This window comes from Clostridium sp. FP2, from assembly GCF_011065955.2.
GTDB classification, from domain to species: domain Bacteria; phylum Bacillota; class Clostridia; order Clostridiales; family Clostridiaceae; genus Clostridium_AD; species Clostridium_AD tagluense.
Map to the genome: position 1 here is coordinate 3,912,967 of NZ_JAAMNI020000001.1, position 13,878 is coordinate 3,926,844.

At 32.2% G+C, this 13,878-nt stretch carries 11 protein-coding genes; all 11 read right to left on the reverse strand.

Annotated features, from left to right (window positions below; genetic code table 11):
• Positions 1 to 159: 159 nt before the first annotated feature.
• The 11 genes from G9F71_RS18675 to G9F71_RS18725 all read right to left on the reverse strand — a co-directional run bounded on the left by G9F71_RS18675 (position 160) and on the right by G9F71_RS18725 (position 13,182).
• Positions 160 to 1,161: a GGGtGRT protein gene (locus G9F71_RS18675; protein ID WP_164951616.1), complete on the reverse strand. Its 1,002-nt coding sequence runs from the start codon at positions 1,159 to 1,161 to the stop codon at positions 160 to 162.
• 21 nt (positions 1,162 to 1,182) lie between these two features.
• Positions 1,183 to 1,875: an iron-sulfur cluster assembly scaffold protein gene (locus tag G9F71_RS18680; RefSeq protein ID WP_164946997.1), complete on the reverse strand. Its 693-nt coding sequence runs from the start codon at positions 1,873 to 1,875 to the stop codon at positions 1,183 to 1,185.
• Between the two features lie 221 nt (positions 1,876 to 2,096).
• The gene (gene mglC, locus G9F71_RS18685) at positions 2,097 to 3,101 is read right to left on the reverse strand and encodes a galactose/methyl galactoside ABC transporter permease MglC (RefSeq protein ID WP_164951615.1); all 1,005 of its coding nucleotides are present in this window, start codon (positions 3,099 to 3,101) and stop codon (positions 2,097 to 2,099) included.
• Positions 3,102 to 3,117: 16 nt separating this feature from the next.
• Positions 3,118 to 4,635, reverse strand: a complete 1,518-nt coding sequence (locus G9F71_RS18690) for a sugar ABC transporter ATP-binding protein (protein ID WP_164951614.1) — start codon at positions 4,633 to 4,635, stop codon at positions 3,118 to 3,120.
• A 128-nt stretch (positions 4,636 to 4,763) separates the two neighbouring features.
• Positions 4,764 to 5,795 (reverse strand): galactose ABC transporter substrate-binding protein, encoded by a 1,032-nt coding sequence (locus tag G9F71_RS18695; protein WP_125004883.1) that lies wholly within the window; start codon positions 5,793 to 5,795, stop codon positions 4,764 to 4,766.
• A gap of 132 nt (positions 5,796 to 5,927) precedes the next feature.
• Positions 5,928 to 6,983: a galactose ABC transporter substrate-binding protein gene (locus tag G9F71_RS18700; protein ID WP_164951613.1), complete on the reverse strand. Its 1,056-nt coding sequence runs from the start codon at positions 6,981 to 6,983 to the stop codon at positions 5,928 to 5,930.
• A gap of 31 nt (positions 6,984 to 7,014) precedes the next feature.
• On the reverse strand, positions 7,015 to 7,992 hold the full coding sequence (locus G9F71_RS18705) for a substrate-binding domain-containing protein (RefSeq protein WP_164951612.1): 978 nt from the start codon (positions 7,990 to 7,992) through the stop codon (positions 7,015 to 7,017).
• Positions 7,993 to 8,008: 16 nt separating this feature from the next.
• Positions 8,009 to 9,772 (reverse strand): sensor histidine kinase, encoded by a 1,764-nt coding sequence (locus G9F71_RS18710; protein WP_224626486.1) that lies wholly within the window; start codon positions 9,770 to 9,772, stop codon positions 8,009 to 8,011.
• Positions 9,773 to 9,807: 35 nt separating this feature from the next.
• On the reverse strand, positions 9,808 to 11,421 hold the full coding sequence (locus tag G9F71_RS18715) for a response regulator (protein ID WP_164951611.1): 1,614 nt from the start codon (positions 11,419 to 11,421) through the stop codon (positions 9,808 to 9,810).
• A gap of 243 nt (positions 11,422 to 11,664) precedes the next feature.
• The gene (locus tag G9F71_RS18720) at positions 11,665 to 12,381 is read right to left on the reverse strand and encodes a flagellar motor protein MotB (protein WP_164951610.1); all 717 of its coding nucleotides are present in this window, start codon (positions 12,379 to 12,381) and stop codon (positions 11,665 to 11,667) included.
• A gap of 18 nt (positions 12,382 to 12,399) precedes the next feature.
• A complete protein-coding gene (locus tag G9F71_RS18725) occupies positions 12,400 to 13,182 on the reverse strand; it encodes a motility protein A (protein ID WP_125004893.1) in 783 nt (260 codons plus the stop codon).
• Positions 13,183 to 13,878: the final 696 nt, after the last annotated feature.

The window sequence follows — 13,878 nt, forward strand, 5'->3', positions numbered from 1 at the left end:
GGGTGGCGTGTTGGAGATCGGGTTAGTTTTTTATTTTTTTAAGACCTGACAGTTAGGGGTTGTGGGTGTAAAAAAAAAGACTGTATAATTAGTGAAAGTAAAACTTTCACTAATTATACAGTCTAGACTAATGTTTATTGTTTGTTGACAACAAAAAATTTATTTACTCATTGCCTCTTCAACTGCAACCGCAACTGCAACTGAAGCTCCAACCATAGGGTTATTTCCCATACCTATAAGTCCCATCATTTCCACGTGAGCGGGTACTGATGAAGAACCTGCGAATTGTGCATCTGAATGCATTCTTCCCATAGTATCAGTCATTCCGTATGAAGCAGGACCTGCTGCCATATTGTCTGGGTGAAGAGTTCTTCCAGTACCACCACCTGATGCAACTGAGAAGAATTTCTTACCTTGCTCTTGGCATTCTTTTTTATAAGTTCCAGCAACTGGGTGTTGGAATCTTGTTGGGTTTGTTGAGTTTCCTGTAATTGAAACGTCTACTCCCTCAAAATGCATTATTGCAACGCCTTCACGTACATCATCTGATCCGTAACATCTAACCTTAGATTTTTCTCCTGTTGAAAAAGCTATTTCTTTAACTATATCTAATTTACTAGTATAGTAATCAAATTTTGTTTGAACATATGTAAACCCATTAATTCTTGAAATTATATAAGCTGCATCTTTTCCAAGACCATTAAGTATTACTTTTAGTGGTTCTTTTCTTACTTTATTGGCAGCTCTCGCAAGCCCAATTGCTCCTTCAGCAGCTGCAAATGATTCATGTCCAGCTAAAAATGCAAAGCATTTAGTTTCTTCGCGAAGAAGCATAGCTGCTAAATTACCATGTCCAATTCCAACTTTTCTATCATCAGCAACAGAACCTGGTATACAGAAGCATTGAAGCCCTTCTCCTATATATACTGCCGCATCAGCCGCTTTTGTGCAACCTTTTTTAATTGCTATAGCAGCCCCTACTGTATATGCCCAACAAGCATTATCAAAGGCTATAGGTTGAATTCCTTTTACTATATCAAACGCATCTATACCTTTTTCTTCACAAATTGTTCTTGCTTCTTCTAGTGAATTTATTCCGTACTTGTTTAATACAGGTACTATTTGATCTATTCTTCTTTCAAAACTTTCAAATAAAGCCATTTAATTATTCCTCCTTCTATATTATTTTTGTCTTGGATCGATTACTGTTGTAGCTTCATCAAATCTACCATAACTTCCAGTAGCTTTTTCCATAGCTTCATTAGCATCCATACCTTTTTTAATCATATCCATCATTTTTCCAAGTTGAACAAATTTATAACCTATTATCTCATTGTTTTGATCTAGTGCTATATTAGTAACATAACCTTCAGCCATTTCTAAATATCTTGGGCCCTTAGCTAGTGTTCCATACATTGTACCAACTTGACTTCTAAGACCCTTACCTAAGTCTTCAAGTCCAGCACCTATAGGTAGTCCACCTTCAGAGAATGCTGTTTGAGTTCTTCCGTAAACAATTTGAAGAAATAACTCTCTCATAGCTGTATTTATTGCATCGCATACTAAATCTGTGTTTAATGCTTCCAAAATAGTTTTTCCTGGAAGTATTTCTGATGCCATTGCAGCTGAGTGAGTCATACCTGAACATCCTATTACCTCAACTAATGCTTCTTGTATTATGCCTTCTTTTACATTTAAAGTAAGCTTACAGGCACCTTGCTGCGGAGCACACCAGCCAATTCCGTGTGTTAAACCTGAGATATCTTTAATTTCTTTACTTTGTACCCATTTTCCTTCTTCAGGAATTGGTGCTGATCCATGATTAGGTCCTTTTGCAACACACATCATTTCTGAAACTTCTGTTGAATAAATCATAATATTATCTCCTTCCATATGTAGATGGTAATTTACTGTGCCTTAGCACCCTTGGGAACTAATTCATCCCACTGGGACAAATTCTTAAAATACGTTACCAATTCTATTTTAACAAAAAAAACCTAACTTAACAATAGCATTAATAGATTACAGAGTAATATCGCTGGATTAATATATATCCAGCGATATTACTTAGAAATTTAAATATAGTTATACTATTTTTATCTTTTACGAAGGTACTTTCTTATATCCACTGCAACTGCTGATACTATAATTACACCTTTTATTATCTGCTGCCAATATGGATTAATCCCTATAAATGTTAATCCGTAATTGATTACACTAAATATAAGTACACCTACTACAATTCCTGGTACAGTACCCACACCTCCAGATACCGACCACCCACCCACAACGCAGGCTGCAATGGCATCCAATTCATAACCATTACCATAATTATTTGTTGCCCCACCAGTTCTTGCTGCTTCAAGAACACCAGCTAAACCATAAAGCAGACCTGCAATTACATATATTTTCAATAGTGAATTTCGTACATTAATACCTGAAACAGTAGCAGCTTCCCTATTTCCACCTATAGCATATACATCTTTACCAAGCTTTGTCTTATTTAAAACCACATATATTATTACAGTAACCAGTGCTGCTATAATTACTATATATGGAATTCCTAAAAATGATCCTGTTCCAAGTGCAGCAAAATCACTCCTTAAACTACCTATAGGCTGTGACCTATTAGGCGCCATATCAAAATAAATTGAGTTTGCTCCATAAACAATAACCATTGTACCCAGGGTTGCTATAAATGGTGGTACATCAAATCTTGATACTATGAAACCATTTAAAAGTCCAACTATACCGCCTGCTATAACACCTGCTAAAATAGGAATCATTATATTTAAATGTCCTAAATTGGGATAAAACTTGCTCGTATACTCAGTAGCTTGAATCATTGAAGCGGATATAACTGCAGAAAGACCTACCACACGTCCTGCAGAAAGATCAGCTCCAGCAGTTAAAATCGCAAAACAAGCTCCCAGTGCTATAATTATTCTTGTTGAACTTTGAGTCAAAACATTAGCAAAACTACCCCATGAAATGAAACGTGGATCCTTTATTGCAATACCTATTATTAGTACTATAAGTACCACATAAATAGCATTTTGCTTTAAAAAAGCCTGTATGTTTTTACTTTTTAACCTTTCCATTTACCTCTCCCCCTCACTATTCCATATACTTGCTAGCAAGTAGCATTACCTCTTCCTCTGTAGCTGTTTTCCCATCAATAATACCAGAAAGATGACCCTCACACATTACCATTATTCTGTCAGACATACCCAAAAGTTCAGGCATTTCAGAAGATATCATTATAATACTTTTACCTTGATTTGCAAGTTCCGTAATAATTGTATAAATCTCGAATTTTGCACCTACGTCGATACCACGTGTTGGTTCATCAAGAATTAGTATATCTGGCTCTGTAAGAAGCCATCTAGCTAGTAATACCTTCTGTTGATTACCACCAGACAAATTTTGTATAAGTTCTTTAAATGAAGGTGCTTTTACGTTTAACTGTTTCATACTCTTAATCGAATCATTTTTTCGCATTTTATCGTCTAAAATTCCCATTTTATTCAGATATTTTGACTGGTTTGCCACCACCATATTTTCCATAACTGATAAAACTGGAAATATACCTGTCGCCCTACGTTCCTCTGTAATTAGTGCCATATTATATTTTTTTGCATCAATTGGTGACTTAATACTAACTTGCTTATCATTTATAAAAAGCTTCCCGGATTGCAAGCTCCTAAGACCAAAAACTGCTTCCATAATCTCTGTTCTTTGAGCACCAACAAGACCTCCTACACCAAGTATTTCTCCCTTTCTTAGATTAAAAGAAACACCTTTGAAAGATCTTGGATAGGGAGATGTAAACCCTTCGATCCTAAGGATCTCATCCCCAGGAACATTGCATCTCTCAGGAAATCTATTAGTCAAATCACGTCCTACCATTTTTTTAATTATCATATCAGTTGTAAGTTCACTAGCGTCCCAAGTGCCCATCATCTTCCCATCTCGCATTATAGATACTTCATCGGAGATTTTGAGAATTTCCTCCATCTTATGGGATATATAAATTATTGCAACTCCTTTTTTTTGTAAATCCCGAATTATTCTAAACAAATGTTCTACTTCGGTCTCAGAAAGAGATGATGTAGGCTCATCCATAATTATTACTTTTGCATCGTAGGAAACTGCCTTTGCTATTTCCATCTGTTGTACTATAGAAACAGATAAGTTCCCAACTATTGTATCTGGCTTAACATCAATTCCAAGATTTTTAAAAAGTTCCTGGGTATCCTTATACATTTTTTTCTCATCAACTAATTTAAAAGGTCCAATACCATACATTGGCAACCGTCCAAGCCACATATTTTCCATTACATTACGAAATTTAACAGGGTGAATTTCCTGATGAATCATTGCAATTCCTAGATTTAGAGCTTCTTTTGAATTGTTTGTTACTACCTTTTCACCATTTAAAAATATTTCTCCTGAATCCTGCGAGTATATACCGAAAAGGCATTTCATAAGTGTAGATTTACCCGCACCATTTTCACCCATCAGGGCATGTACCTTACCAGCACGCACTTTAAGAGTTACATCGTCTAATGCTTTTACACCAGGAAAGGTTTTGGATATATTATTTAACTCCAGCAAATAATTATCTTCCTTCATTGTAATGCCTCCTGTATACCTTAATGATGATTATTTTTTATAAATTCATTAACAAACCAAAGTACAATAGAAACCCTATTGTACTTTAGTTAATTTTAAAACATTTAATAAACTATAAAAATAGTGATTTATTTAGCATCAGCCATATTAGCTTTAGTTATTGGCTTATAATCTATCCATACATATTTACTATCTGTAAGAGTGTATCCAACATTCTCAGTAGTTGGAACCTTACCTTCTGCAAGTAATTGTGAAAGCTTGAATGTAGCAATTCCTTGATTTTTAGCATCGTTAAGTACTGTTCCAAGTAAAGTACCATCAGCAAGGGCAGCAATACCAGGAGCTGTAGCGTCAACACCAACAACAGGCATAAACTTACTATCTTTAAAGTATCCAGCAGCTTTTAATGCTGATATAGCACCAAGAGCCATGTCATCGTTATTAGCAAGTACTGCTTCAATTTTATCACCTTTTGCAGCTATAATTGATTGTAGTTTATCTTGAGCTTTAACACGATCCCACATACCAGTATCACTAGCAATAACATTAACTTTTATTCCTTGCTTTACTATTTCATCGATAGAAGATTTAGTTCTAGCAATAGCATCAGGATGTCCTGGTTCACCAGTGAGCATAACGTAATCCATAATTCCATCTTTGTTTTTATCTGCTTCTGGGTGAGCTTTCCAATACTCAGCTAAAATCTTGCCTTGCATTACTCCTGACTGTTCAGGTTTTGCTCCTACATAATAAAGTTTATCCCATTTACTAAGGTCAGCGGCTGAAGGCATACGATTAAAGAATACAATTGGTATATTAGCATTCTTTGCCTTAGTTATAATTGCATCTGATGCTGCTTGATCAACAGGGTTTATTTGTAGTGCATTTACTTTCTTAGTTATAAACAAATCTATTTTGTCGTTTTGCGTTGCTGATGAGTTTTGACTATCAACAATTTCTACACTTGATTTAGCATCAGTTGCAGCTGCAGATATTGCATTACGAACTCCTGTCATGAAGGTATCATCAAATTTGTAAATTGTGCATCCTATAGATACCTTTTTTGTATCAGTAGTTGGTGTTTTAGTTTTACTTGAGCAACCTGCTAATAAGCTGGTAGCCATTGCTGTTACTAAAATCATTGTAATTGCCTTTTTCATGAATTTTCCCCCTCTAAATTTTAGTGTAAACGTTAACTTGTGCTAATGATAACATCAAAAAGGTTTATTATTAATACAAAATCCTACTGTTATATATTAAAATCCTATGGTATTTTAATAATCAATCCATAATTATTTGTAAGCCTGCTCCGCTACATCTATATTATCTTTTATTATAGTCACATAAGGAATACGCACATATTTATCATTGGTTATTTTCCAAGAAGTACCATTAACAATATTTTTACCATTTGCAGCATTTGTAACTAAATCGATTATTGCCCTGCCCTGACTACTGGCATCATTTAATATTGTACCAACCATAGTACCTTCTTTTATCTTTTTAATAGCAGTTGGAATGGCGTCTATTCCAACTACAGGAATAAATTTTTTTTCAGATAAGTAGCCTGCTTTTTCTAGTGAATCTAATGCCCCAAGTGCCATAACATCATTATTAGAAATTACAAATTCTATCCTATCATTGAACTTGGATATCCATCCATCCATTTTTTCCTTTGCTTTTGCGTCGTCCCACATGGCTGTAGCCTGTGCTAACTCTTCTACGGAAATACCTGCCTTCTTAATCTCATCTAGTGCATATTTACTGCGGGCCTCCGAATCAGGATGCCCTGGTTCACCCTTAAGTAATACGTATGAAAGCTTTCCATCTTGATTTTTATCCCATTTACTTTTATTTTCATTCCAAAGGTCAACTATCATTTTACCTTGCAAAATTCCAGATTCCTTTGAATCTGCACCTACGAACCATGCTTTATCATAACTGTTTAGTACTGATGCATCTGGTTCCTTGTTAAAAAATATAACTGGCAGGTTAGCCGCTCTTGCTTTGTTAATTACATCCTTTGCCGCTTTAGGCTGGACTAAATTTATGGCGAGAGCTCTGGACCCCTTTAAAATCATTTCATCAACTTGTTGTAACTGTATATTTTGATCATTTTGAGAATCATTCATATTCAATGCTATTCTTCCATATGCATCATTTTCCATTGAATTACGTATATAAGACATAAATTCATCATCATATTTATAAATAGCTGCACCTACTTTTGGTAATTTCCCCTTATATCCATTCTTTGAATAAGTATCTCCGCTTACACACCCTTTAAAAATAGCTACTATAATAAACGCCATTGCCAAAACTATTATAATTTTTTTCATATTATTCATTATAATTCTCCCTGTAAATTTTTATATATATTTATTGTTTAAAAGGAAATAATATTTTTTGATTTTCTGGTTTATACATATTATCCCTATCTATTACAACTACGCCAGTGTCAACATACTTTGGAATTTTCTTGTTTTGCAGCTTTAGAGCTGCATATTTAACTGCTAAATATCCCATACCAAAGGGACTTTGAGTAAGGGTAGCTTGTATTACTCCACTTTCTAAGAATTCTATTTGTTCTGGAGTATTGTCAAAAGTGATGACATTCACTTTTCCTGCCAGGCCTATTTCCGCAATTGCCTCTGCTACTCCTATAGAGCTTATGTAGTTTAATGCTATTATTGTATTAACTTTATCATCACCTAACACAAGTTTTTTTGTAAGCACTGATGCGCTCTTTGAATCTGCTGCCACATACTCCTTATATACCAACTTTAATTTGGGGTGTTTTGATATTATGGACCACAAGCCTTCTTCTCTCTCTTTATTGTTTCTTGCGCCTTCAACAAAATTAATAACAGCAATTCGTGAGTTTAAATCACATAGTGAAACAAGCTTTTGACCCGCCATTTTTCCGGCTTTAACATTGTCTGTAGTTATATAACTACTAATTTTATTAGTATTTAATTTACTGTCTATGACGAGTACTGGTATTTTTTCACCTATAGCTTTTTCAGTTACCTTTGCAAGTTTATCATAATCACATGGTGCCAATATTAGGGCATCCACTTTTCTTTCAATAGCTGCATTCACCAAGGCTATTTGCCCATCAATATCAGTTTCATAGATAGGAGAATTAAACTCTACCTTTACATTAAATTCTTTAGCAGCCACCGTAGCACCCATTCTAACATTTTTAAAATAGTCACCATTTTGATTTTTTAATATTAATGATATTTTTTTAGACTCTTCTTCTCCCTTAGTACTTAAATTCACGATTCCGAATAAAAATGGTGATATAAGGAGAATGATAAACAAGAAAATTATTAACATATTCTTTTTAAACATATAAATCACCCCAGCTCTATTCTTTTATAAGAGGTAGCCAAATTTTAATTGTAGTCCCCTCTTCAATTTCACTTTGTATTTCAAGTCCAAATTCACTGCCATAGCTTAGCTGAATTCTCTCATGTACATTTTTCACTCCAACTCCGGAGCTTGTATTATCTTTTTCCCTGTACTCAAGTATGTGCTTTAATACTTCTGGTTCAATTCCCAGTCCATTGTCACATATTTCATATAATAATTTACCATTAGTAACGGAAACTGATATCTTTATAAACCCTTCGTCTACCATATACTCGATACCATGGTAAATTGAATTTTCTATAAGTGGCTGCAATATTAGCTTTAAGGTTTTATATTCTAAAACTTCCTTTTGATTTATAATTTCAAATACAAACTTATTTTTGTATCTAATCTTTTGAATTATCAAATAATTTTTTGCATGATCCATTTCTTCCCTAACTGTAATGATATTCTTACCCCTGCTTATACTTATTCTAAATAGCTTAGCAAGAGCGGTTACCATTGTTATTACACCATCATTTTTCTCATTTTCTGCCATCCAAACTATTGAGTCTAAAGTATTGTATAGAAAGTGTGGATTGATTTGCGCTTGTAGTGCATTTAATTCACTTTTTCTTTTTGCTTCTTGCTCTATCACTATTTGTGCCATAAGGTACCTAACTTTAGAAATCATCAAATTAAAGGCTGTAGATAATCTCTCCACCTCATCTTCCCCTTTAACATCAATATATATATTAAAATCTCCTGCTTCTACCATCTTCATAGACTCCTCTAACTGCTTTATTGGATGTGATATCTTAGCTGATATAAATCCAAATATAAAAATAATTAATATGATACAAACAAATAAAATCCATCCTATGAAGTTAGTACTAGTTTTTTTAAAATCCAATATTTCTGACATATATGCAACTGCTACAACCTTCCAATTAGTATAATCTACTGTTTTTATTGTGATAAGCTGCTTCCCTTCATCAGAATTTTCTAAATAGCTACCTAAATAATCCTCACGGTTTTCAGATTTTAAACCTATGTTAATAAGCTGTTGTTCTGGATGATATATAATATTATTATCAGAATCAACAATATAAATATAACCTCTTTTTCCTATAGATATATTTTGGCAAATCTCACCTATAGTGCTATAATTCATATCAACTAAAAGCACTCCACGTACCCTTTCGTTACCCTTATAAAAATATATAGCTCTGCTAAGCGAAACAACCCAATCATGCTTTCCATTAAAAAGATTTTGAACATGAGGTAATGAAAACCTAAGGTTATCTGATTTATTTAGTGCTGATTTAAACCAATCTTGATTAACTACATTTACATTATCCTTTAAGACTGAAGTAGAGGATTCAATTATAAGTTCTCCCTTGTCTGAAAAAACAGCTAGACTTGCAATATCCCCTCTAATATTCTGTATTATATTCATTTGATCTTTCAGCTTACTATTTGGAATTTTTTGATTTAGATAAATATTTTTTTCTAACAAATTTGATACTTCCTTGGTGCCCTTTAAATAGTACTCAATATTAGAATTCACCTGATTCACTAATTGCTTTGTACTTAGAGTAGCATTATCTTCTAATGAAATAGAAAACTTATTATAAATCACAATTCCAACAAATAACATAGCCAAAATCGAAATAAGGGTAAAGGATATAGTAATAATAAATTGTATTCCTCTTACTTTAAAGCTATTTACTGCACCGTTATATGGGTTTTTAAAAAATTTCTTAATCTTGCTTTTCAAAATTTCATCTCCTCTTAGGTATGAAGGATGTTCAATTAATTATTTCTATACTCAGATGGTGAAATCCCAAAATGTTTTTTAAAACAGTAACTAAAATAATTGGCTTCTGAATATCCAACTTTATAAGCGATTTCAAAAGACTTCAACTTTGAAGTCTTAATTAACTCCTTTGAAGCATCCATTCTAATTTGAGTTAAATAATTTATAAAAGTCATTTTTGTTTCTTTTTTAAAAATAAAGCTAAAATATGTTGGACTTATATATAGATAATTACAAAGACTATTAATTGTTATACTACTGTCACTATAATATTTATTAATATACGCCTTTGCCTTTTCAACTAAAAGCGTGCAATTATCTTGCCTATCTTTTGTAATGTAGTTCCTTATTTTAATAGATATATATTGGAACCAATTCTTAACTTGATTTAAATCATTAAATTCGTATAGTTCCACGAACAAATTGTAATTTTCACCGAAAATATAGGTTAAATCCACGTCTAAACTTTCCGCTGTTTTAATTATAGTTGTAAGTATTTCTAATAAATATATTTGAAAATGCTTAAAGGTGGCCTTTGCATCTATAAGCTCATAGAACAAACCATCTATTGTTTTAATAATTTCAATCTCTGTTCCTACTTTTATAGAACTTCTCAGGTCATGCTCCATAATTTCATCAAAAACTATTTTTTTACTACTGCTTGGCTCTATATCTTCTATCCAAATGATTCGATTTTTGCCCATGATAAATCTGTAGTCTAAGGCAAGAATAGCATTCTTATAAGAATCAGATATATGTGAAACATCACTTATAATTGTTCCAAGACCAATGGTAATAGTGAACTTTAAATATTTTTCAATATTCTGTCTTATTTCCTCAAGGGTAGATTGAACATTATTAAAAATAAAACCTCTATCCTCTTCCAAATGTGGACTAATTAATACAATCAATTCATTGTGTATAAAGGCTATTCCCCTGTTATTTTTGGAAATGATTTCTTCTACTATATTAAGAGTTGCAAACTTATTCAAATCTATTTCATTACTATTATCATTTTTCTTGTCTTTATATTCCACTTTATTATCAATATTTATAGCTGCCACAGCAAAGCGATTTCCATTTAAATTAATATTATAATTTTTACATTTTTCCTCAATTTCCTCTTTACTTGCCTTACTTGTAATTAGATAAGTAAGAAATTTCTCTTTTAAAATAGGCAAGCTTTTCGCATAATGTTCTTTTAATGCTTCCATATCCTTTTTTTTCAACATTTCCTCATCAATTTGTGATTTTACCCTTAAGAGTACCTCAATGAATTCTTTTGAACAAACAGGTTTTAGCGCATACAAAGCGATACTTAAATTTACAGCCTTTTGTGCATATTCAAATTTATCAAAACCCGTTAATATTATTATTTTAATGGTAGGAAATCGTTTTCTTAATTCTTCTGAAAGTTGAAGCCCATCCATAAAAGGCATCTTAATATCAGTTACAACTACATCTGGAGTAAACTTCTCTGCCATTTCTAAGGCTTCTCTACCATTTTCAGCTTCTCCTACTAGGTCAAACCCATATTCCTGCCACTTTATTTTTTGTATTATACCTTTTCTTACTTCTTCTTCATCATCTACTAAAATTAATTTATACATATTGTCCCCCTATGCATTCATTGATAGCATTTTCTTAAATCTTAGTATTTCTTTCATTATAGCAATGGCAAATCTCCTACTTAAATAATCTTTTTAACTAAAATACAAAAACAGACCACATACTAAAATTTATAAAGTATCTGGCCTGTTAATTTTACGCAAGCTGTTTTCTATATAATAAAAAACTTTACAATGAATTTAACTCTACTTATAAAGCCATAGTTAGATAATTAAATCATACTATTACTTAATTATAATTAGTTCTATTCTTCTGTTTTTTTCTCTATTTTTTTCTGTATCATTTGATACTATAGGTCTAAATGCTCCATATCCAGCCACTTCGAAGCTTTGTTCTTTTATGCGTTTATCTGGTGGAATTTCACTAGTTAGAAACTTTACTACACTTATTGCTCTAGCTGATGAAAGTTCCCAATTGCTTTCATATTTGCCAGTCTTTATTGGTATATTGTCACTATGCCCTTCTACTCTTATATTCTTATTATATTTTTTTAATACATCTGACATTTGTGTCAAAATAGCCTTAGCTCCTGGTTTTAATTCTGCACTTGCTGTGTCAAAAATCATATCATCTTTAAATCTAATTAAAACGCCTTTTTGTTGATTTTCAACTTCAATAGAAGATTGTAAATTTTTCTTGTCTACAATTTTTTTTACTTCCTTATAAATATTATCCATTTGTTGTTCTGCTGAGCCTACAATTGCAGCATTTTTATCCAACATGCCGTTACCTGCGGATGGCTTAGCACCTGATTGTTGAGAAAAAGCCCCCATATTATTCAAAGAAGCTATAGCTTGCTTTGCCTTACTTTGATCAATAACAGCCATGGAATATAATAGTACAAAAAAGCACATTAAAAGTGTAACTAAATCTCCATAAGTTGCAAGCCACTCATTATTTATACCCTCATCTTCTGTGTCAAAGTTATTTTCTTCGTCCATACTGGGCCTCCTTACATACTATTCTTGACTATTAACTTTTGCATCAATTGCTTCGTTTTCTTTGTCGTTATAGAATGCCATTAACTTTGTTTTTATAGTATTAGGATTTTCACCTGCTTGAATACTCATAAGTCCTTCAATTATCATTTCCTTTTGGTATATTTCTGCTGTTGTTTTAGACTTTAGCTTTTTTGACATAGGTAGAAAAACTACATTGGCTATTAAAGAACCATAGAATGTGGTAATTAAGGCAACAGACATTTGTGGTCCAATTGTGGAAGGATCTGATAAACTCTTCAACATGTTTACAAGCCCTATAAGAGTCCCTACCATACCAAATGCTGGCGCTAGAGATGCTCCCGTATCCATTAATCCCCTGTTACTACTATGCCTTTCAACTGTTCCTTTCAGCTTTATAGAAAGAACCCTCTTTATAGTTTCAGGCTCTGAACCATCTATAATCATCATTAAACCTGTTTTAATAAACTTGTCCTCAATTTTAGGTATTTCTTCTTCTAAAGCCAAAAGACCTCCTTTTCTAGCTTTAGTAGACCATTCAACCAAACCGTTTATAATTTCAACTTCATTTTTTCCCTTTTCTTTAAATACAATTCCAAAACATTTTACAAATTGCATTGCATTTTTCTTTCTGGCACTTAATAATAATGCCCCCGCCGTACCTCCTATAACTATAAGTATAGATGGTATGTCAACAAAAGTTAAAATAGATCCACTTGTCAATATTCCAAATAAAATAAACCCCACTGCTAAAACCATACCTATAAGTGATATAATATCCAAAGCTATCTCCTCCTAATTCATGTAAATATTATTAGTTTTTACTTATATATTCTCCTAGATAAATATTCAATTAAAATTAAGAGCATTATATGTAATTGAAAAAATAATACACATTCCCTTTATTATGCAAATTTCTCTATAAAATTCTCACCAAATCTCTTAGAAAAACAAGTTTATTGTCTAAAAAAAACATTTATGCCTTTTTATTTTTAGCAACTATTATTATATCAAAATTTACATAAAAAAACAACCAATGGAAGAAAAAAAGGTGAGCTTTTTATGTGAATTCTGTTAAAGACTATTATAATCTATTAACTAAAGTTATAAATTTCTTAAGTTTATCTTAAATAAAAATAATCCTCCCAAGTTGGCAGGATTATTTAATATCTACTATAAATTTATTTGGTATGTTTAAGAATTTTGGAATAAGATATTCAATCAGAAAAATGGTATAACTATAGTTAAATGTGAGAAAATTGAAGGAAATAGTTTTAAATATTTCATTTCTCTGTTGATTTAATAATATATACATGTTATAGTATTAAAAATGCTGAAAAAGCTATTGTTTGCAGAAAATAGCCTTAAAGTTTAAAATTAAAGTCAAGTATAAATTTTTAGGATTATTCTATCAAAAATTAGAGTTATAAATTTAAGTAGTATCGCGGACATCTTTTCGCGTCATAGTGAAAAGACATG

Excerpts from the sequence above, each read along its gene's own strand:
- mglC (WP_164951615.1), bottom strand. The coding sequence starts at position 3,101 with ATGGAAAGGTTAAAAAGTAAAAACATACAGGCTTTTTTAAAGCAAAAT.
- G9F71_RS18680 (WP_164946997.1), bottom strand. The coding sequence starts at position 1,875 with ATGATTTATTCAACAGAAGTTTCAGAAATGATGTGTGTTGCAAAAGGA.
- G9F71_RS18675 (WP_164951616.1), bottom strand. The coding sequence starts at position 1,161 with ATGGCTTTATTTGAAAGTTTTGAAAGAAGAATAGATCAAATAGTACCT.
- G9F71_RS18715 (WP_164951611.1), bottom strand. The coding sequence starts at position 11,421 with ATGTATAAATTAATTTTAGTAGATGATGAAGAAGAAGTAAGAAAAGGT.
- G9F71_RS18705 (WP_164951612.1), bottom strand. The coding sequence starts at position 7,992 with ATGTTTAAAAAGAATATGTTAATAATTTTCTTGTTTATCATTCTCCTT.
- G9F71_RS18695 (WP_125004883.1), bottom strand. The coding sequence starts at position 5,795 with ATGAAAAAGGCAATTACAATGATTTTAGTAACAGCAATGGCTACCAGC.
- G9F71_RS18690 (WP_164951614.1), bottom strand. The coding sequence starts at position 4,635 with ATGAAGGAAGATAATTATTTGCTGGAGTTAAATAATATATCCAAAACC.
- G9F71_RS18720 (WP_164951610.1), bottom strand. The coding sequence starts at position 12,381 with ATGGACGAAGAAAATAACTTTGACACAGAAGATGAGGGTATAAATAAT.
- G9F71_RS18700 (WP_164951613.1), bottom strand. The coding sequence starts at position 6,983 with ATGAATAATATGAAAAAAATTATAATAGTTTTGGCAATGGCGTTTATT.